The 17,458-nt window shown below is 74.0% G+C and carries 22 protein-coding genes; 11 read left to right on the top strand and 11 right to left on the bottom strand.

From position 1 onward, the window contains the following. Nucleotides 1-204 precede the first annotated feature (204 nt). On the top strand, nt 205-849 hold the full coding sequence (locus tag AB0C76_RS10545) for a TetR/AcrR family transcriptional regulator (RefSeq protein ID WP_359962651.1): 645 nt from the start codon (nt 205-207) through the stop codon (nt 847-849). Nucleotides 850-859: 10 nt separating this feature from the next. Here AB0C76_RS10545 and AB0C76_RS10550 read toward each other — a convergent pair whose 3' ends face one another. Beyond that, the gene (locus AB0C76_RS10550) at nt 860-1,564 is read right to left on the bottom strand and encodes a hypothetical protein (RefSeq protein WP_359962654.1); all 705 of its coding nucleotides are present in this window, start codon (nt 1,562-1,564) and stop codon (nt 860-862) included. A 365-nt stretch (nt 1,565-1,929) separates the two neighbouring features. Here AB0C76_RS10550 and AB0C76_RS10555 point away from each other — a divergent pair, with 365 nt between their 5' ends. The 4 genes from AB0C76_RS10555 (at nt 1,930) to AB0C76_RS10570 (ending at nt 5,224) form a co-directional block, all read left to right on the top strand. Next, nucleotides 1,930-2,637 carry a nucleotidyltransferase domain-containing protein gene (locus tag AB0C76_RS10555; RefSeq protein WP_359962816.1) on the top strand — a complete coding sequence of 236 codons (708 nt, stop codon included), beginning with the start codon at nt 1,930-1,932 and terminating at the stop codon, nt 2,635-2,637. A gap of 30 nt (nt 2,638-2,667) precedes the next feature. Then, on the top strand, nt 2,668-3,441 hold the full coding sequence (locus AB0C76_RS10560; RefSeq protein WP_359962656.1) for a GNAT family N-acetyltransferase: 774 nt from the start codon (nt 2,668-2,670) through the stop codon (nt 3,439-3,441). Nucleotides 3,442-3,516: 75 nt separating this feature from the next. Continuing rightward, a complete protein-coding gene (locus AB0C76_RS10565; RefSeq protein ID WP_359962659.1) occupies nt 3,517-4,302 on the top strand; it encodes a thioesterase family protein in 786 nt (261 codons plus the stop codon). A 43-nt stretch (nt 4,303-4,345) separates the two neighbouring features. Next, on the top strand, nt 4,346-5,224 hold the full coding sequence (locus AB0C76_RS10570; protein ID WP_359962662.1) for a S41 family peptidase: 879 nt from the start codon (nt 4,346-4,348) through the stop codon (nt 5,222-5,224). A 177-nt stretch (nt 5,225-5,401) separates the two neighbouring features. Here AB0C76_RS10570 and AB0C76_RS10575 read toward each other — a convergent pair whose 3' ends face one another. Then, nucleotides 5,402-5,920: a hypothetical protein gene (locus AB0C76_RS10575; RefSeq protein ID WP_359962664.1), complete on the bottom strand. Its 519-nt coding sequence runs from the start codon at nt 5,918-5,920 to the stop codon at nt 5,402-5,404. Nucleotides 5,921-6,071: 151 nt separating this feature from the next. Here AB0C76_RS10575 and AB0C76_RS10580 point away from each other — a divergent pair, with 151 nt between their 5' ends. Further along, a complete protein-coding gene (locus AB0C76_RS10580; RefSeq protein ID WP_359962667.1) occupies nt 6,072-6,266 on the top strand; it encodes a hypothetical protein in 195 nt (64 codons plus the stop codon). On the opposite strand, the gene AB0C76_RS10585 is transcribed toward AB0C76_RS10580, so the two are convergent. After that, nucleotides 6,259-6,675, bottom strand: coding sequence for a PPOX class F420-dependent oxidoreductase (locus AB0C76_RS10585; protein ID WP_359962670.1), 417 nt, complete (start codon nt 6,673-6,675; stop codon nt 6,259-6,261). The two genes, AB0C76_RS10580 and AB0C76_RS10585, sit on opposite strands and share 8 nt — an antisense overlap. A 177-nt stretch (nt 6,676-6,852) precedes the next feature. Here AB0C76_RS10585 and AB0C76_RS10590 point away from each other — a divergent pair, with 177 nt between their 5' ends. Next, nucleotides 6,853-7,221, top strand: coding sequence for a hypothetical protein (locus tag AB0C76_RS10590; protein WP_359962673.1), 369 nt, complete (start codon nt 6,853-6,855; stop codon nt 7,219-7,221). A gap of 4 nt (nt 7,222-7,225) precedes the next feature. Here AB0C76_RS10590 and AB0C76_RS10595 read toward each other — a convergent pair whose 3' ends face one another. Continuing rightward, nucleotides 7,226-7,867 (bottom strand): class I SAM-dependent methyltransferase, encoded by a 642-nt coding sequence (locus tag AB0C76_RS10595; protein ID WP_359962675.1) that lies wholly within the window; start codon nt 7,865-7,867, stop codon nt 7,226-7,228. Between the two features lie 24 nt (nt 7,868-7,891). Then, a complete protein-coding gene (locus AB0C76_RS10600) occupies nt 7,892-8,434 on the bottom strand; it encodes a DUF1707 domain-containing protein (protein ID WP_359962678.1) in 543 nt (180 codons plus the stop codon). Between the two features lie 166 nt (nt 8,435-8,600). Between AB0C76_RS10600 and AB0C76_RS10605 the strand changes: the two genes are divergently transcribed. Continuing rightward, a complete protein-coding gene (locus AB0C76_RS10605) occupies nt 8,601-10,478 on the top strand; it encodes a tetratricopeptide repeat protein (RefSeq protein WP_359962681.1) in 1,878 nt (625 codons plus the stop codon). 7 nt (nt 10,479-10,485) lie between these two features. Here the strand turns inward: AB0C76_RS10605 and AB0C76_RS10610 are convergent, their stop codons facing one another. Together AB0C76_RS10610 and AB0C76_RS10615 are read right to left on the bottom strand one after the other, a co-directional pair. Beyond that, entirely contained in the window at nt 10,486-10,611 is a 126-nt protein-coding gene (locus AB0C76_RS10610; protein ID WP_359962684.1) for a hypothetical protein, read from the bottom strand. Nucleotides 10,612-10,787: 176 nt separating this feature from the next. Continuing rightward, nucleotides 10,788-10,994, bottom strand: coding sequence for a DUF6011 domain-containing protein (locus AB0C76_RS10615; protein WP_359962687.1), 207 nt, complete (start codon nt 10,992-10,994; stop codon nt 10,788-10,790). Between the two features lie 42 nt (nt 10,995-11,036). Here AB0C76_RS10615 and AB0C76_RS10620 point away from each other — a divergent pair, with 42 nt between their 5' ends. Continuing rightward, the gene (locus tag AB0C76_RS10620; RefSeq protein WP_359962689.1) at nt 11,037-11,804 is read left to right on the top strand and encodes a TetR/AcrR family transcriptional regulator C-terminal domain-containing protein; all 768 of its coding nucleotides are present in this window, start codon (nt 11,037-11,039) and stop codon (nt 11,802-11,804) included. Here the strand turns inward: AB0C76_RS10620 and AB0C76_RS10625 are convergent. After that, on the bottom strand, nt 11,791-12,177 hold the full coding sequence (locus tag AB0C76_RS10625; RefSeq protein ID WP_359962692.1) for a helix-turn-helix domain-containing protein: 387 nt from the start codon (nt 12,175-12,177) through the stop codon (nt 11,791-11,793). The two genes, AB0C76_RS10620 and AB0C76_RS10625, sit on opposite strands and share 14 nt — an antisense overlap. Nucleotides 12,178-12,276: 99 nt before the next feature. Between AB0C76_RS10625 and AB0C76_RS10630 the strand changes: the two genes are divergently transcribed. Further along, the gene (locus tag AB0C76_RS10630; protein ID WP_359962695.1) at nt 12,277-13,125 is read left to right on the top strand and encodes an SDR family oxidoreductase; all 849 of its coding nucleotides are present in this window, start codon (nt 12,277-12,279) and stop codon (nt 13,123-13,125) included. 136 nt (nt 13,126-13,261) lie between these two features. Continuing rightward, a complete protein-coding gene (gene rarD, locus AB0C76_RS10635) occupies nt 13,262-14,233 on the top strand; it encodes an EamA family transporter RarD (protein ID WP_359962698.1) in 972 nt (323 codons plus the stop codon). A 12-nt stretch (nt 14,234-14,245) separates the two neighbouring features. Here rarD and AB0C76_RS10640 read toward each other — a convergent pair whose 3' ends face one another. The 3 genes from AB0C76_RS10640 to AB0C76_RS10650 all read right to left on the bottom strand — a co-directional run bounded on the left by AB0C76_RS10640 (nt 14,246) and on the right by AB0C76_RS10650 (nt 17,428). Then, a complete protein-coding gene (locus AB0C76_RS10640; RefSeq protein ID WP_359962701.1) occupies nt 14,246-15,142 on the bottom strand; it encodes an ABC transporter permease in 897 nt (298 codons plus the stop codon). Then, nucleotides 15,129-16,061, bottom strand: coding sequence for an ABC transporter ATP-binding protein (locus tag AB0C76_RS10645; protein WP_359962704.1), 933 nt, complete (start codon nt 16,059-16,061; stop codon nt 15,129-15,131). Before AB0C76_RS10645 ends, AB0C76_RS10640 begins: the two co-directional genes overlap by 14 nt. Before the next feature lie 110 nt (nt 16,062-16,171). Then, the gene (locus AB0C76_RS10650; RefSeq protein WP_359962707.1) at nt 16,172-17,428 is read right to left on the bottom strand and encodes a DUF2092 domain-containing protein; all 1,257 of its coding nucleotides are present in this window, start codon (nt 17,426-17,428) and stop codon (nt 16,172-16,174) included. Nucleotides 17,429-17,458: the final 30 nt, after the last annotated feature.

A 17,458-nucleotide genomic window follows, 5' to 3' on the forward strand; every position in this document is an offset into this window, starting at 1 on the left:
GAGGAGCCGCCCGGGGCCCGCCGGCGCAGGCGCCCCTGTCGCCCGGTGGCACCGCAGTTCCACCGCCCGCGCCGGCGCACCCCGCCACGCCGGGGCCCCGCCCCGCCGGGTGGTCGGTCCCGTCGGCCCGGCTTTCGGCCCCCGCTCCTCCGCCGACTGCTATACACTGCACCGGCTAGTTTCCTACCCGAGACAGGAGTCGCCGTGGCGGTGACGAGCGGAGCAGGGCGCCCGGAGAAGCGGGTGGCCATCACGCGGGCCGCGACGGCGGTGTTCGGACGCGAGGGGTACGTCCGCGCGAGCATGGACGCGATCGCGGCGGAGGCCGGCGTCTCGAAGCGCACGGTGTACAACCACTTCGCCGACAAGGAGACGCTCTTCCTGTCGGTCGCCCTGGCGAGCTCCGCCGAACTGACCGGCACGATCCGCGAGTTGGCCGAACGGCACCTCGGCAAGATCGTCGACCTGCGGCAGGACCTCACCGACTTCGCCGTCGACCGCGCGCACGCCGTCCTGTCCGCGGGCGATCACGGCGCGCTCGGCCGCGCCATCCGCGCCGAGGTGGCCAACATCCCGGCGGACGTCCTGGAGGCGTGGCTGGAGGCGGGCCCGGTCGCCTCGCTGCGCGACATCGCCGAGAAGTTCACGGCCCTGGCCGCCCGCGGGCTGCTGGTGGTCGACGATCCGGCCCTGGCGGCCGAGCAGTTCACGCTGCTGACCTTCCACGGCGTGGCCGACCGCTCCTTCTGGGGCGCGCTGCCGGTGTCGGAGCAGGAGGTCGAGCGGATCGCGGCCGTCGGGGTCGACGCGTTCCTGAAGGTCTACGGGGTGCCCGCGGGCACCCCGTAGACCGGGGGCGTCACTCCCAGACGACGCCCTTGCCGATGGTGTACGGATCGGCCGAGTACTCGGCGCCCGCGACCTTGGAGGCCGCCGGCGCGAGCGACACGAAACAGCCGACGGCGGACTGGCCGTTGGTGAAGCCCGGGGGCATCGGGCTGGCCGTGCACTTCGGGAAGGACGTGAAGATCGCCACGCCCTGTGCCCCGGAACCGTCCGGCTGGAGTCCCCTGATGTGGGTCAGGGTGGTGTTGGACAGGTCGGTGGTGCCGACGTTGGTGAACTTGTAGTGGATGTAGTACGGCACCATGCCCGCGGCCTTGTCGCCGAGCTTGAGGCTGTCCAGGTCGGCCTGGGTGCCCTGCTCGATCGAGGTGACGGTCATGGCGATGCTGCCCTTGGTGCTGCCGGAGCTGAACGGCACCTGGACGGTGTCGCCGATCTTGGCGGTGGTCCCGGGCGCGGCGTCCTTGCCGGTGCCCGCGGCCGGGGCGCCCCCGGTCGCGGGTTCGGTGGCGGCGGCCGGGGTGGTCGGCGCGGCGGCGCTCGCGGTGGCGGAGGGCGCGGCCGCGGTGGTCGCCGGGGCCGCGGTCGTCGGGGCGGTGGGTGCGGCGGTCTTCGCCGTGTCGGACGAGGAGTTGTCGTTGCAGGCGGTGAGCGTCAGCACGCCGACGACGGCGAGGCCGGCGAGCGCGCGCGTGCTCGTGGAGGTGAAGCTGTTCACGTGTGGTTCCCCCGTGCTCGTGGACCGTCGGACGGCGGTCCTCTCGGTGAAACGTTGATAGCGCACGCCGACGCACGGGCACCACGGCTTTGACGGCCTTTTGACCACGCCGTGACAGCCCGGCGACCGTACCGGGACACGGCCCGGTGCGGGGAGTGGAGTGCTGAACACCCCACTCCTGCCGCCCTGTTGGATCTCTACGGCAGTGCGGCGTGCTCGGCCCTGCTGGCGGCGAGCCGCTGCGTGGCGAGGGCGCCGGAATGCGCCGCCGGCCACACCCACCTGCCGTCCGGCGAGGTCTACCGGGCCCCGGGGCCAGGGGCGCGCTTCCTCCCGGCGTGACGCGTGCGAACATGTCCGCCGTGATGACCGATCCCGTCGACCAGGCCCGTCGCCTGGTGGCCGAACGCTTCCCGGACGCCCTCGCGGCGGTCCTCGCCGGCTCCACCGTCACCGGCCGCGCCACCGCCTCCAGCGACCTCGACCTCGCCGTCCTGCTCCCGGACGGCGGCGGGACGTACCGCGAGACGCTGCGCTTCGAGGGCCGCGTCGCCGAGCTCTTCGTCCACACCGAGGCCGGCCTCGACGGCGTCTTCGCCTTCGACGCGGCCTCGCGCCGGGCCGTCATGCAGAGCATGTACGCGGGCGGACTGCTCCTGTTCGACACCGACGGCAGCGGCGCGCGGGCCCGTGCCCGGGCCGAGGCCGACCTGCGCCAGGGCCCGCCCGAGCTCGCCGCCGACGCGGTCGAGGCGCGGCGCTACGCCCTGACGGCCGCCCTCGACGACCTCGTGGACACGCGGGAGCGGATCGAGGGGCTCGCCGTCGGCGGCGACGTCCTGGCCACGGCCGCCGACCTGCTGTGCGACCACCGCCGGTCGTGGATCGGCACGGGCAAGTGGCTGCCGCGACAACTGGTGGCGTCGGATCCGGAGTTGGGGGTCGCACTGCTCGACGGGCACCTTCGGCTGTGCGAGGGTGGCGATCCGGCGCCACTGGCGGCGGCGGCCGGGCGGGTGCTCGACCTGGTCGGCGGGCCGCTGGAGGCGGGGTACCGCAAGTCCTGGGACTGAGCGGGGGGCACTTGTCCGTATCCTCGCCGAGTGCCCCTCATCAGCCTGCACGACCGGTCCGCGCTCGCCGCCCGATTCCTGGCCGACCCGGCGCTCCACCTCTTCGAACTCGGCGACCTCGACGACACGTTGTGGCCCGACACCACCTGGTACACGACCGGCGGCCCGGTGGCCCTGCTCTACACGGGCGGCGGCGTCCCGGTCCTGCTCGCCTTCGCCCGCCCGGCCGACGTCCCGGCGCTCGAAGCGCTCCTGGCCGAGCTGCGCCCGTTCCTGCCGCGCCGCTTCACGGCGATGCTGCCGGTGGGGGCACACCGCGCGCTGGAGCCGGACTACGGTGTCCCGCGCCGTTCGACGCTGTTCCGCATGGTGCTCCCGGAAGGGCCTTCTCTCGTCGAACCCGCCCTTGAGCCGGCGCTGTTGACCGGTGACGACGTCCCCGACCTCCGCGTGCTCCTCGCCGAGGCCTACCCCGAGTCCTGGTTCGACGAGCGGCTCGTGCTCGGCGGCGGCTACGTCGGCCTCCGCGGCGCGGACGGCCGTCTGCTGGCCACGGCCGGCGTGCACGTCCACTCCGCCGCGTACGGCGTCGCCGTCCTCGGCAACGTGACCACCCACCCGGACGCCCGGGGGCGGGGCCTCGCCCGCGCCTGCGTCACCGCGCTGTGCCGCCGGCTCGCGCGGACGACCGCCCACATCGGCCTGAACGTGCGGACGGACAACGCCCCGGCGATCCACCTCTACGAGCAGCTGGGATTCACCACCATCGCCACGTTCGAGGAGCTGGCGGTCGTGGCGCGCTGAGCTGCGGCGGGTGGTGCCGGGGTGTGGGGATCGTCACCGTTCCGGGGGGATGTTCGGGCGCCTACGATCGCGAGCGTGAACGACAGCTACTTCGAGCGCACCGGCGAGCGTCGCTTCAAGCCCACCGTCCACGCGGGCGGCGCCTGGAACGACGACGAACTGCACTTCAGCCCGGTGGGCGGCCTCGTCGTCCACGCGATCGAACGCCACCGGGCGGAGACGGGCGCGGCGGGCGGACTGGCACTGTCGCGGATCGGCTTCGACATCCTGGGCCGGCTCGCCGTCGACGAGTGCGAGATCACCGTCGAGACCATCCGGCCGGGGCGGACGGTCGAGCTGGTGGAGGCGGTCCTGGTCATAGGGGAGCGGGCGGTGATCCGCGCCCGCGCCTGGTACCTGGCGACCTCCGACACGTCGGCCGTGGCCGGCAGCCCGGTCGAACCCCTCCCCGGGCCCGAGGAGTTCGGGCCGTGGCCGATGAGCGCGCTGTGGGACGGCGGCTACATCGCGTCGATCGACGTCCGGCGGCGGGAGCTGGCGCAGGGGCGGGCCCAGGCCTGGATCGGCAGCGGGGTCGAGCTGGTGGCGGGCGAGGAGATCGGCCCGCTCGCGTCGTTCGTGGCCCTGGTCGACACGGCGAACGGGATCGCCGTGCGGCAGGACCACACGGAGTGGATGTTCCCGAACGTGGACCTCACCATCCACCTGCACCGGCAGCCCGAGGGCCGTTGGACGGGGATGGACACGACCGTCACCTTCGGCCCGACGGGGCACGGCCTGACCAGCACCGTCCTGCACGACGTCCACGGCCCGGTGGGCTCCGCGCAGCAGTCGCTCACCGTGCGGTCGCTGAAGGAGTGAAAACCGCTGGGTGTTCGGTCGGCGGAGGCCTACGATCGCGCGAATGACCACTCATGAAGCGATACTCGACGCCGCCCTCGCCCGCATCACCGCCGGCTACGTCTACCCGGAGAAGACGGCGGCGATCGAGGCGGCGATCCGTAGCCGGCTGGCCGAAGGCGCCTACGAGGGCCTGGCCGAGTGGGAGCTCTGCGAGCAGGTGACGCAGGACCTGCAAGCGGTGTGCCCCGACAAGCACCTGCGGCTGCTGTGGAGCGAGGAGCCGCAGTCGATGGACGAGGAGCCGGAGAGCGTCGCCCGCGAGCGCTTCGACCGGTACGCACGGGCGAACAACTACGGCGTGCGGCGCGTGGAGCGGTTGGACGGCAACATCGGCTACCTCGACCTCCGGATGATCGCCCCGGCGGAGCTGGGCGGCCCGGCGTTCGCGGCGGCGATGCAACTGCTGGCGCCGACCGAGGCGTTGGTCATCGACCTGCGCGAGTGCGCCGGCGGGGCGCCGGAGGGCGTGCAGCTGTGGTGCAGCTACCTCTTCGCGAACGACGAGGTGCACCTCAACGACATCTACGAGAGGAAGACGGACGGCATCCGGCAGTACTGGACGCTGGGCCACCTCGCCGCGCCCCGCTACCTGGACCGCCGGGTGGTCGTGCTGACCAGCGGTTTCACGTTCTCGGGCGGAGAGGAACTGGCCTACAACCTGAAGGTGCTGAAGCGCGCCACGCTGGTGGGCGAGACGACCAGGGGCGGCGCCCACCCCACGGCCCGTATCCCGGTGGCCCCGCACGTGATGGTGACGGTCCCGACGGCCCGCTCGATCAACCCGGTGACGGGCACCAACTGGGAGGGCGTGGGCGTGGAGCCGGACGTGCCGGTCCCCGCCGAGGACGCGCTCGAGACGGCCCTGAACCTCCTGCGCTGATACCCGGACCCGGGCCGTCAGCGCTGAGCTGACAGCCGGGTCATGGCATCGCTACCCGAGCCGGTAACGCAGCCAAGCCAGGTCGAGCTGTACGTCCGAGCTTTCGACCGGCTCACAGGGAGCCGCGCGAGGCGCAGCCGCGCGTCCACCAGTGGGGAGTGCCTTGGCCTGTCTGGGTTATGCGGTGGTGCGGCTCGACCACCAGACCGAGGCGAAGAGGAATGCGCCGGGGAGGATTCCGGCGACGGTGGAGACCGCTGCTGCGGGGGCGCCGAGGAAGGCCAGGGTCATTCCGGCGGCCCCGCAGGCTGCCATGGAGCCGCCGAGGACGCGGAGTTGGGGGCGGCTCCAGGCGGTCGCGAGGCCGAAGAAGTGGACACCGACGACGAAGGCGATCCAGCCGACGGTGGCGGTGGGGGTGTGGAGGGCCTTGTTGATGACGGCGAGGCCGACGGCTATGCCCACCACTTCGGCGGCGACGACGAGCCAGTAGCGACCGCCGAACCCGGGTGTGGGGGCGGCGGTTGTCTCCTCGGGGGCGGGTCGGCGGTTGAAGACACCGAGGACGAGAAAGGCCGCGACCGCGAGGACCCGGAGGGGGATGGCGACGGGGTCGGGGAGGGCACCGGCGTTGGCCTGGACGAAGACGAGCCCGAAGCTCGACCCGATGAGCCTGGTGGCTCGGACTCTGTTCATGATCGGAAGATACCCCCGGCCGCGGGAGCCGGGGGCACTCTGAGGTCAGATGTCGAACTCCCCGGCCTTGGCCCCGAGGATGGTTCACCGTGCAGGCGGGCCGGCTCCGCGACCATCTCCCGCCCGACGGCCGCCGCGCTGGTGCGCGCCGATGCGCCTCGCCGGCCGGGTCGCCAAGGACCCGCACGGCCCCGACACCCACCGCTCCTTCGCGAACTGCGGTCTCACGCGGTCGAGTTGGCTCGACTCCGCCATCGTGCACCACATCGTGGTGCCGTCCAGGAACGCCGTCCTCATCATCGAGGCCGACATGTACGACCACACCAGGGGCTTCGACCTCATTTGACCTCCACGTCGCGGGCCGTCGTCCCCCGCACCTCCAGGTTCCAGGTGATGATCCTCCTGGGGTGCACCCGGATGATGTCCTTGCTGAACATGTCGGGGTCCACCGGCGGCACGTCGACCGCCAACACCTCCGCCCGGCCCCGGATCTCGACGCCCCGCCCCCACCCGCGCGCCACCGGATCACCGGCGGGGGAAAGGTCGTCGACCAGCACCGCGACGTCCGGCCGGGCCTGGGCGTTGAGGTACTTCCGGCTGCGGGCGTTGTTCGGCCCGCCGATGTCGATCGTTCCGTCCTCGTTGAGCCGGAAGCCCACCGGGCGGATCTGTGGGGCGCCGTCGGGGCCGGTGGTGGCGAGGCGGGCCAGAGGCTGGGAGGCGAGGTACTCGCGCTCCCTCTCGGTGAAGGTCATACGACCGACGCTAGGAGCTCAAGCGCCCTTGACGTCAAGGCCGAAGAACCCGGCACCGCACGGAAGTCGGCCCGCCCGACCTCCCGCTCCGCCCTCCACCCCCGATAAACGCTGTACTCCCCACCTCCGGCCCGATATCTTCGCGCCGTCCCCGCCCCGCACCCGGATCGGAACCCCTTGAGCGACCACGTCACCGCCGGCCTCATCGGCCTGGGCGTCATCGTCGTCGACTTCCTGACGCCCCTCGTGGGCGCCGTCGTCGCCGCGAACCACATCCGCAAGAGGGGCCGCAACGCCCGCCTCGCCATGGCCGGGTGCCTGGTGATGGCGCCGGCACCGGCCATCTCCACGATCGCCCTGGCGTTCTGGCTGGAACCGCTGATGCGCGCCACCGACCCGGTCCTGGCGGCCAACCTGGTCCCGCTGTTCGCCCTGCCCTTCCAGCTGGTCGGGTTCGGCCTCCTGCTCGCGGGCGCCCTGTCCGAGCCGCAGCCCCGCCCCGCGCAGCCCTTCCCGCCGATCGAGGTCGAGGCCGCGCAGGGCTGAGCCGCTACCGGGCTCGCAGCAGCAGGTGCCCGCGCCGGAAGCGCTCGTTCTCGCCGGGCTCCCGCAGCATCCGGCCGACCTCCGCGAATCCCGCCTCGCCCGCGAGCCGCGCGAGCTCGTCGATCGGCCACCGGTAGGCCGTCGTCACCTTGTGGTCGAACGGCGTCACCGGATCCCCCTCGGCCTCGAAGAAGCCGAGCAGGAGGTGCCCGCCGGTGGCCACCACCCGCCTGAACTCGCCCAGGTACGAAGGGATGTCCGCCGGTGGGGTGTGGATCAGCGAGTACCAGGAGACGGCCCCGGCCAGCGATCCGTCCGCCGCCTCCAGCGCGTCCATCGACCCGACGTCGAACCGGATGCCCGGGTACGTCTCGCGGGCGATCCCGACGAGCGCGGGGGACAGGTCGACGCCGAAGACGTCGAGGCCGAGCCCGCGCAGGAACGCGGACACGTACCCCGGCCCGCAGCCGAGGTCCGCGACCGGGCCCGGAACGCCGCCGGACCGCACGACGTCCGCGAAGGCGGTGACGAACGAGCGGTCCAGCGGGAGGTGCGCGAGCCCGTCGCGGACGAGGTCGGCGTAGCGGGCGGCGACGGCGTCGTACGCGCCGGCGGTGGTCCGGTGATGTGACGAGAGTTCAGGCATGGTTGACGACCCTAAGGCCGGCACTCAGCGCCGCGCGTGCCGGATCCTCAGCCGCCCGTACCCCATGGCGCCGGTGAACCGGATCGTCGGCCCGCCGCCGGAGGCGTTCCGCGGGGGCCGGTAGACCGTGTCCTTCCAGCCGCTCTTCAGGCCGTCCAGGTCGACGACCGCGTCCCTGGGCACCGTGATCTTCGCCCGGCCGGTGCCGAGGCCCAGCACGATGTCGATCACCGGGTGCTCGATGACCGCCTTGGAGAGGTCCAGGTGCACCCGGCCGAACGCCGACTCGACCCTGAGCGTTCGAGGCACCCGCCACGGGCCGCGCCGGACGATCCGCCCGCTGAGGGCGCCGATCGTGGCGGAGGTGCCGGGCTTCTCCGGCGGGAGCGAGCCCAGGGCCTGGGCGAGGTCGCCCCGCGTGCGGGCGACGAGCACCCGGTCGAGGCGCTCGTCCATCTCCTCGTGCGTGATGTGGCCTTCGGCGTACGCCTCCTGGAGGCGCTGGACAGCCGTGTCACGGTCGCTTTCGCCGGCCAGCGGCGAGGGTTCCTGCGGCAGGGAGCTCACGCGTCCCACTCTAGAACGAGCCGGGTCGGGAGGTCGTCCCTCCGATCACGTCCGTGGGCCCCGTCGGGGTGATCGTCATGTCGCAGGACAAGAGGGATAACCTCGTCCGCGCACATGCGCGCACACCGCGCACAGCGGAATACCGGGCACGACGGGGGATCGGACCATGGAACGCAAGGACGTCGGCGACGAACGCCTGGCAGCCGAGGGCGAAGTGGCGGTCGCCCGCCTGGCGATCGACTCCGGGGACCTGCCGCACGCCGCCGACCACCTCGCCGACGCGATGATCACCGATCCCCAACTGCCCGAACTGCACGAGGCCCTGGCCGAGCTGTGCGCAGCCGCCGGCGGCCCGGCCGCCGCCCGCGAGCTCTTCCCGCTCGACGGCCAGGTCTTCCTCGGCACCGTCGTCTGCCGGGCCCACGTCGAGGCGGCGGCCGGCGACTGGGACGCGGCGATCGGCATGCTCGCCTCCGCCGTCCAGTGCGACCCCGGCAGGCCCTGGGCGCCCGCCTGGCTCGCCCGCGAGGACCTGCCGGGTCTGGTCGACCCGGACGCCGTCGCCCAGGCCGTCGCCCGCGCCTCCGGTGGACTGCCCGACCCGCTGCCCGCCGAACTCGCCGACGCCGTCCGCCCGTTCGACGCCTTCGTGCGGGCCGTCGTGGAGCGCCACCCCGACCACGCCCTGCTCCTCGCGATGGCCTCCGGCCTGACCCGCCGCCTCGGCATCACCGCCCGCGCCGTCGAACTCGCCGAGCACGCCCACCGCCTGGCCCCCGGTTACATGCCGTCCGTCATGCTCGGCAACGCCCTGCGCGCCGATGGCCGCCCGGAGCAGGCGCTCGCCGTGTGGGAGGCCGAGCTGCGGCGCGTCGCGCCGGACCAGGACGACTCCAGCAGCTATCTCGCCGTCGACGTCGCCGAGCTGTACGGCACGCTCGGCCGCCCCGCCGAGGGCCTGCCCTGGCTGGAGCGCGTCCTCGCGGCCGACCCCGACCACCCCAAGGCCGGACCGGCGATCCACGGACTGCGCCACGCCGTCGACGGGGACGCCGCCCACCTGCTCGCGCTCGCCGACCACCACCGCGCCCACCCCGACCACGACTACGCCCAGGACCTCCTCGAACGCCTCGGCCACCGCGCGCCCTGGCTCGGCCTCGTCCCCGGCGCCACCGAGGCCACCGTCAACGTGCTCCACAAGGTGCTGGAGGCGCCCGGCACCACGCGCGACACCGAGATCGACTGCACGGCCTCCACCGTCGAGCCGCCCAGCTCACTGCTGGCCGTCCACCTCGCGCTGCCGCGCACCACCGTCGGCTACCAGTCGGTCGGCACCCCCGACCCGCGCCTGCCGCTGGCCGAGCCCACCACCACGCTGTGGACCTGGGACGGCACCGACCCGCGTCCCGCCGTCGCCCCGCCCGCCGCCGCGAGCGCCGAACTCGTCCGGGCCACCGCCGAACTCGTCTGGCCGACCGTTCCGGCCGCCTACGACCACGCCGTCCGGCTCGCCGGGCTGCCGCTCGACGACCTCGTCGGCGTCCTCGCGCACCCGCCCGCCCCGCGCGAGGACGAGCTCGGGCGGGCGCTGCTCGCCCACCAGCCCGAGCTGTGGGTGCGCGCCGTCCAGACCTTCGCGTGCCTGGGCATCGCCCACCACCGCACCGACCAGCCGTGGGCCGGGTCCGACCGCCGCCGCGTCCTGCTCGATCTGCTGCTCGGGCCCGAGGACTGGGTCGTCGAGGCGGCCGGCTTCGCGCTCGTCGCGATCGGCTGGACGCACCCCGGGACGCGCGCCGACATCGCCGCCCAGCTCGGGCGGCGGCTGCGCTACTGCGCCGAGGCGGACCGCACCCGAGTGGTGACGATCCTGCGGTCCGTCGGCCAACTGGCACTCGCCGCACCGTGGTTGCCGGTGGAGGAGCTCGACCGGGCGCGCCGGTTCGTCACCGGTGAGGGGGGCGGGGCGCCCGGGCCCGTGAAGCCGGAGCGGGCGCCCCGGCCGAAGCCGGGACTCCTGCGGCGCCTCTTCGGACGCGACTGAGGGGGGCTCAGGCGTTCGACCGCTCCGGGCGCGCGTGCGCGTCGGCGGCGTCGAACCGCCGGTGGCCCGCCGACCCGCACACGTCGGCCGTCGCCGGCGCCGAACCCTCGGCGGCCCCGTCGTCGGCCGGCACGACCTTGGAGATCCTCGACTCCCGTCCCGCGGAAGCCCCGCAGGAGTGCGGCTGCCACATGTCCTCCGAGCGCGCCGGCCCCGGCACCGCCACCCCGGCCACCCCGGACGCCAGCCCCAGCCCTGCCGGCCGACCGTACGCGATCCCGGCGACCCGCACGTGACCCCGCACGTGAGCTAGACGCCCGGCAGCGGATCCTGGTCGACGTCGTGCCGGGGGACGCGCTCGGCGGGATCGCGGCACTCGGGGCCGAGCCGCAGGATGCGGGACTCCGGGTCGTGCAGCGGCCGGTGGCAGCGGCGGCAGGTGACGCGGTGGCGGACCGCCTCCGGGGTGTCCGTCCCGGGCAGCGGATCGGGCCTTCGGCTGGGGGAGCTGGTCATGGTGAGACCGTAACGAAGCGGGCGCCGTGAAAGGATCCCCCCATGGCCACCGACCGCACCAGCGCAGGAGACCCGGCGCGCACCCTCGCCCTCCTGTGGGGCCTGACCGCCGAGGAGAAGCCCGGTCGCCGCGGACCCCGGCAGGCCCGCTCGACCGGCGAGATCGCGGCGGCGGCCGTCGCGCTCGCCGACGCCGAGGGCGTGGACGCGGTCACCATGCGGCGCATGGCGCAGGAGCTCGGCCTGTCCCCGATGGCGCTCTACACGTACGTGCCCGGCAAGGCCGAACTGCTCGACCTGATGCTCGACACCGTCTACGCGACGATGCCCCGCACCGCCCCCGCCGACGACGGCTGGCGCGCCCGCGTGACGGCCGTCGCCGACGACAACCGGGCGCTGTACCGGGCCCACCCGTGGATCGCGGCCGTCTCCACCAGCCGGCCGCCGCTGGGCCCGGGCCTGATGGCCAAGTACGAGTACGAGCTGCGCGCCTTCGAGGGCACCGGCCTGCCGGACGTCGACCTGGACGCGGCGCTCACCCACGTGCTCGGCTTCGTCCAGACCTGCGCCCGGATGGCCTCCGACGAGCGGGCCGCGCAGCAGGACAGCGCGATGACGGACGAGCAGTGGTGGGCCGCCAACGCCGACCTGCTGGCCCGGGTCTTCGACGCCGAGCGCTACCCGGTGGCGGCCCGCGTAGGCGCCGCCGCGGGCGCGGCGCACGGCGGCGCCTACGACCCGGACCACGCCTACGCGTTCGGCCTCGCGCGCGTGCTGGACGGCCTGGCCGCGCTGATCACGAAGCGGTAGGGCGCCCGTCGTACTCCTCGCGGGCGGCCAGCACCTCGGGCACCCGCCGCTCCGACCACAGCGCGAGCCCCGCGACCAGCTCGGCGGCCTCGTGCCCGAGCGGCGTGAGGCTGTAGTCGACCCGGGGCGGGATCACCGGGTGGGCCTCGCGGAGCACGAAGCCGTCGCGCTCCAGCGTCTGGAGGGTCTGGGCGAGCATCTTCTCGCTGACCCCGGTGACCCGGCGGCGCAGCTCGCTGAAGCGGTAGCCGCGCTCGCGCAACGCCCAGAGGACCAGCACGCCCCACCGGCTGGTGACGTGCTCCAGCACGCCCCGGGACGGGCACATGCGGTCGAAGACGTCGGCCGGGGGGAGCTTCTCGATTACCTTCATGTCAGTACCCTACTTCGAAGTGCGTACTTTCGAAAGGTTAGTGCCATCCCTAGGGTGAGTTCCGAGGTCAACACCACCGCATCCCTGAGGAGCACACCCATGTACGTCGTCACCGGTGCCACCGGCCAGCTCGGCCGCCTCGTCGTCGAGGGCCTGCTGGCCGCCGTCCCGGCGGGCGAGGTCGCAGTCGCCGTCCGCTCCGCCGAGAAGGCGGCCGACCTGGCGGCGCGCGGCGTGGCCGTCCGCGTGGTCGACTACGACCGGCCCGAGACCCTGGCCGGCGCCTTCGCGGCCGGCGACCGGGTGCTGCTGATCTCGGGCAGCGAGGTCGGACGCCGCATCCCGCAGCACCGCGCCGTGATCGACGCCGCGAAGGCGGCCGGGGTCGCGCTGTTCGCCTACACGAGCGCGCCGGGCGCGGCCACCTTCCGGCTGGCCGACGAGCACCGGGCGACGGAGGAGCTGATCGCCGAGTCCGGCCTGCCGTCCGTCCTGCTGCGCAACGGCTGGTACACCGAGAACTACCTGGGCGACGCGGCCGGCACGGTCGCCCGCGGCGTGGTGCTCGGCAGCGCGGGCGAGGGCCGGGTGGCCACCGCCCCGCGCAAGGACTACGCGGACGCGGCCGTCGCCGTCCTGCTGGGGGAGGGCCACGAGGGCCGGGTGTACGAGCTGAGCGGTGACACCGCGTGGAGCCTGCCCGAGCTGGCGGCCGAGCTGACCGCGGCCTCGGGCGAGCCGGTCGCGCACCGCGACGTGACCCCGGCCGAGCACCGCGAGGTGCTGGTCGGCGCGGGCCTGCCGGAGGGCTTCGCCGAGGTGCTGGTGGACGTCGACGCGGGCATCGCGCGCGGCGAGCTGGCCGGCACCCCGGGCGACCTCGCCCGGCTGATCGGTCGCCCGACCGCTCCGCTCGCCGAGTCCGTCCGCGCGGCGCTCAAGGCGTGACGCGCACCCACCCTGACCTCGTCGTTCTCGCCCCTTGAGCGCTGTCATGACCAAAATCCGGAAACGGAGATGACAGCCCGCCCTCCCGCCCGCTACCGTCACCTCGACATACGCGCGCGCGGAGGGCAGGCGGCAGATGCCGGACACAACGAAGCAGGAGAGCGGCCACGGCATCTGGTACGGAGCCGCGGCCTACGGCATCTGGGGGCTCTTCCCGCTGTTCTGGCCACTGCTGGAGCCCGCCGCCGCGGACGAGATCGTGGCCAACCGGATGGTCTGGTCCCTCGTCGCGGTCGTGGCGCTGCTGGCCTTCCAGCGGCACTGGGGCTGGATACGCCCGCTGCTGCGCCAGCCCCGCCGGGTCGCGATGCTGGTCGGCGCGGCCACCGTGATCACGGTCAACTGGGGCGTCTACATCTGGGCGGTCAACAACGGCCACGTCGTCGAGACGAGCCTCGGCTACTTCATCAACCCGCTCGTGACGATCGGCTTCGGCGTCCTCGTCCTCAAGGAGCGGCTGCGCGTCGCGCAGTGGACGGCCGTCGGCGTCGGCGCGGCGGCGGTCGCGGTGCTCACCGTCGCGTACGGGCAACTGCCCTGGATCGCGCTCACCCTGGCGCTGTCCTTCGCCACCTACGGCCTGCTGAAGAAGACGGTCGGGCTGAGCGGCGTGGAGAGCCTGGCGGCGGAGAGCGCCTTCATGTTCCCGTTCGCCCTGGCCTACCTGGTCTACCTGGAGGTCAGCGGGCGCGGCACCTTCGGCCACGCGGTGGCCGGCTCGTACGGCTGGGGCCACTCCGGCCTGCTGGCGCTCAGCGGCGTCATCACCGCGATCCCGCTGCTGTGCTTCGGTGCGGCGGCCGTGCGGGTGCCGCTGACGGTGCTCGGGCTGCTGCAGTACCTGGCACCGGTGTTCCAGTTCCTGATCGGCGTCGCGGTGTTCCACGAGTCGATGCCGCCCGCGCGCTGGGCGGGCTTCGGCCTGGTCTGGGTGGCGCTCGCCGTCCTCACCTGGGACGCGCTGCGCCGGGTGCGGGCCGACCGCGCGGAGCGGGCGGCCGCGGCACGGACGCCGCGGCCGGCCCCCGCCCCGGCGGCCACCCGGTAGCAGGGCGCCGGCTCAGGCGCTGATGTCCCGGCTGGAGAACCGTGCCCAGGCCGCCGAGCCGAACACGGCGACGTAGCCCGCCTGCAGGGCGAGGTTCTTCAGCACGCCGTCCCAGTACACCGGCTGGCGCAGCAGGTCCGCGAAGCTCAGCCAGTAGTGGGTGAACAGGAACGGCCGGATCGCGTCCAGCTGCGGGAAGCTGTCCAGGATCTGGACGGTGATCACCAGCACCACCGTGGCGGCCATCGCGGCGATGCCGCTGCCGGTGAGCGTCGAGACGAACAGCCCGATCGCCACCAGCCCGGCCAGCGAGAGCGCCACCACCGCGGCCACCAGCAGCGCCCGCGGCAGCGCCTCGCCGAGGCCGATGGTGTCGCCGGACAGCAGCGTCACCTTGCCGAGCGGGAACAGCGCGGCGCCGGTGGCCAGGGCCGACAGCGCGACCGCCGCGGTGGCCGCCAGGCAGAAGGCGAGCCCGGCGGTGAACTTGGCGGCCAGCAGCCGCGTCCGCCCGGCCGGGGCGACCAGCAGGTAGCGCAGCGTCCCGGTGGCGGCCTCGCCGGCCACCGAGTCCCCGGCGACGACGCCGACCGTCATCGGCAGGAAGATCGGCAGCGCCACGGCGAGCGCGGTGAACACGAGGAACATGCCGTTCTGGGTGGTCTGCGCGATGAAGCTCGGACCGCCGCCGTCGCCGTGCGGGCCGTCCGTGTTGACCTTGATGACCACGCCGATCAGGATCGGCAGCGCCGCCAGGATCGCCAGCAGCACCAGGGTCCGCATCCGGCGGAAGGTCAGGTGCAGCTCGTTGCGGAACAGCGCCAGGAAGCCGGACGCCGTCTGCGGCCGCCGCCCGGCGGGCCGTGACCCGTCTGCGGGAGCCACCGCGACCGCCTCAGCCCGCGACATCGAAGCCCTCCCCGGTCAGCGCCACGAAGGCGTCCTCCAACGTGCCCCGCTCCAGGCCGAACCCGTGCACCCGCACGCCGGCCTCCACCAGCGCCGCGCACAGCTTCGGCAGCGTCGAGTCGTCGACGGCCGCGAGTTCGGCGTCCACCCGGTCCTCGCCGCGCACGACGTCGGCGACCTGGTGGGCCGCGAGCACCTCGGCGGCCCGGTCGGCGTCCGGCGTGCGGACCACCAGCCGGCCCTGGGCCCGGGCGGCCAGCTCGGCGACGGTGCCCTGCACGACCAGCCGGCCGCGGGACATCACCGCGGCGTGCGTGCAGACCTGCTCGATCTCGTCCAGCAGGTGCGAGGAGAGGAACACCGTGGTGCCCTCCGCCGCTACCTCCCGCACCAGCGTCCGGATCTCCCGCATGCCCTGCGGGTCCAGGCCGTTGGTCGGCTCGTCCAGCACCAGCAGTTCGCGCGGCTGGAGCAGCGCCGAGGCCAGCCCGAGCCGCTGCTTCATGCCGAGCGAGTACGCGCGGGCCTTCTTGCCCGCCGCCGCGGTGAGCCCGACCCGCTCCAGCGCCTCGTCGACGCGGCGGGCGCGGGTGCGCGGGTCGGCCGTCGGGTCGGCGGCGTCGAACCGGGCGAGGTTGTCGCGGCCGGACAGGAAGCCGTACAGCGCGGGGCCCTCGATCAGCGCGCCCACCCGGGGCAGCACGGTCGCGACGGACTGCGGCATCGGCTCGCCCAGCACGGTCGCCACGCCGGAGGTGGGGACGATCAGGCCCATCAGCATGCGGATGGTCGTGGTCTTGCCGGAGCCGTTGGGGCCGAGGAAGCCGAAGACCGAGCCGCGCGGGACGGCCAGGTCCAGGCCGTCGACGGCGAGCTGGCCGCCGCGGAAGCGCTTGGTGAGCCCGCGCGTGCGGATCACGTCGTCGGAACGGGCGGGGGCGGCAGCGGGAACGGGGGCCGGGCGCGCCTCGGCGCCCCGGCCCCCGGCCGACTCCGTAACGTCCCCCGTTACGGGAGTCCTCGTCACCCCTACTTCACCCCGGCCGCGTTCTGCAGGACGGACTGCGTGACGGCGCCGGCGAACACCCGGCCGTCGTCGGTGATCAGGACGTTGAGCACCTTGGTGCTGATCAGCGTGCCGCCGGCGACCGGCTTGCCGAGCGACTTGGCCAGGGCCGCCGGGTTCTGGAACGAACCGTGGCCGCCGTGCTTGCCGGCCTCGGCGCCGTTCGCGCCGCTCGTAGGCGTGCCCGCCGGAGCGCTCGGCAGGTGGGCGGCGATCACCGAGGTCCAGCCCTCGCCGATCACGTTCGTGCCGCCCTGCTCGCCGGCCTCCTTCCTGCCGTCCGGGCCGCGCCCGGCGTCCGCCTGCTTCTCGTCCGCCTTGTGCTCCGTCACCTTGGCGCCCTTGGGCACGGTGAAGTCGAAGGTCTTGGCGGCCGGCTTCGCGAAGGAGACGTCCGTGAAGTGCACGTCCAGCACGGCGCTGCCGTCGGTGCCCAGCACCTTGACCGCGAGCGGTACGCCGTTGTCGGCGGCCACCGCGATGCGGACCTCGGAGATCGTCGAGCCGGACTGCTTCGGCTTGACGCTCAGCTGGTAGGCGTTCTGCCCGGCCACCTTGGCGGTGCCGGCCACGGTGACCGAGGTGGTGCTCGCGCTCTCCGTCAGGAACTGCTTGGCAGCCTCCTGGGGCGTCGTCGGCACGCCGGCCAGCGGAGCCTTCGGGTGCTCGGCACCCTGGTGCTTCGCGGCCTGACCGGTCAGGTGCACGGCCTGGTTGGTCGAGCTGTCCCAGGCCCAGCCCTGGTCGCCGTTGTGGATCAGGGTGTAGCCGGCCATGTTCTCCAGCAGGTCGAGCCGCTGGCGGTCCGGCCCGTCCACCGCGACCCGCAGCGTCTGGTCGCCGCCCAGCAGGCCGAGCAGCTTGGCCTGCGGATCGGCCGACGAGCCGCCCTGGCCCTGCCCGCCGCGCCCGGCCGCGGCACCGAGGCCACCGGCCGCCGCGCCGAGCAGCTGGCTGGGCACTCCGAGGTCGGTCGAGAACGAGACCGTGCCGGAGAGGGCCTGGGTGTCGGAGGCGAGCGCCTTGGCGACCACCTGCTCCGCCGTCAGCGAGGGGAGGTCCGGCGGGGAGTCGGCGGCCAGCGCGGGCACCAGCCCGATACCCGTGGCGATCGCCGCGGCCACCGCTATCGGCACGCCCGCGCGCATCAGGGTGCGCCGTCGTGAGCGGTACGGCACGCCGCCGCCCACGTTCTCCCCCGCCGCCGTCTCATTCGTCATGGCGTCATCAACTCCTCTGCGAACCCGCCC

It is taken from the genome of Kitasatospora sp. NPDC048722, from assembly GCF_040650235.1.
Lineage (GTDB): Bacteria > Actinomycetota > Actinomycetes > Streptomycetales > Streptomycetaceae > Kitasatospora.

Coding starts and splice junctions, on each gene's coding strand:
- AB0C76_RS10620 (WP_359962689.1), top strand. CDS start 11,037: ATGGCCACCGACCGCACCAGCGCAGGAGACCCGGCGCGCACCCTCGCC.
- AB0C76_RS10585 (WP_359962670.1), bottom strand. CDS start 6,675: ATGACCTTCACCGAGAGGGAGCGCGAGTACCTCGCCTCCCAGCCTCTG.
- AB0C76_RS10555 (WP_359962816.1), top strand. CDS start 1,930: ATGACCGATCCCGTCGACCAGGCCCGTCGCCTGGTGGCCGAACGCTTC.
- AB0C76_RS10630 (WP_359962695.1), top strand. CDS start 12,277: ATGTACGTCGTCACCGGTGCCACCGGCCAGCTCGGCCGCCTCGTCGTC.
- AB0C76_RS10605 (WP_359962681.1), top strand. CDS start 8,601: ATGGAACGCAAGGACGTCGGCGACGAACGCCTGGCAGCCGAGGGCGAA.
- AB0C76_RS10650 (WP_359962707.1), bottom strand. CDS start 17,428: ATGACGAATGAGACGGCGGCGGGGGAGAACGTGGGCGGCGGCGTGCCG.
- AB0C76_RS10640 (WP_359962701.1), bottom strand. CDS start 15,142: ATGTCGCGGGCTGAGGCGGTCGCGGTGGCTCCCGCAGACGGGTCACGG.
- AB0C76_RS10580 (WP_359962667.1), top strand. CDS start 6,072: ATGCGCCTCGCCGGCCGGGTCGCCAAGGACCCGCACGGCCCCGACACC.
- rarD (WP_359962698.1), top strand. CDS start 13,262: ATGCCGGACACAACGAAGCAGGAGAGCGGCCACGGCATCTGGTACGGA.
- AB0C76_RS10570 (WP_359962662.1), top strand. CDS start 4,346: ATGACCACTCATGAAGCGATACTCGACGCCGCCCTCGCCCGCATCACC.
- AB0C76_RS10615 (WP_359962687.1), bottom strand. CDS start 10,994: ATGACCAGCTCCCCCAGCCGAAGGCCCGATCCGCTGCCCGGGACGGAC.
- AB0C76_RS10625 (WP_359962692.1), bottom strand. CDS start 12,177: ATGAAGGTAATCGAGAAGCTCCCCCCGGCCGACGTCTTCGACCGCATG.
- AB0C76_RS10595 (WP_359962675.1), bottom strand. CDS start 7,867: ATGCCTGAACTCTCGTCACATCACCGGACCACCGCCGGCGCGTACGAC.
- AB0C76_RS10575 (WP_359962664.1), bottom strand. CDS start 5,920: ATGAACAGAGTCCGAGCCACCAGGCTCATCGGGTCGAGCTTCGGGCTC.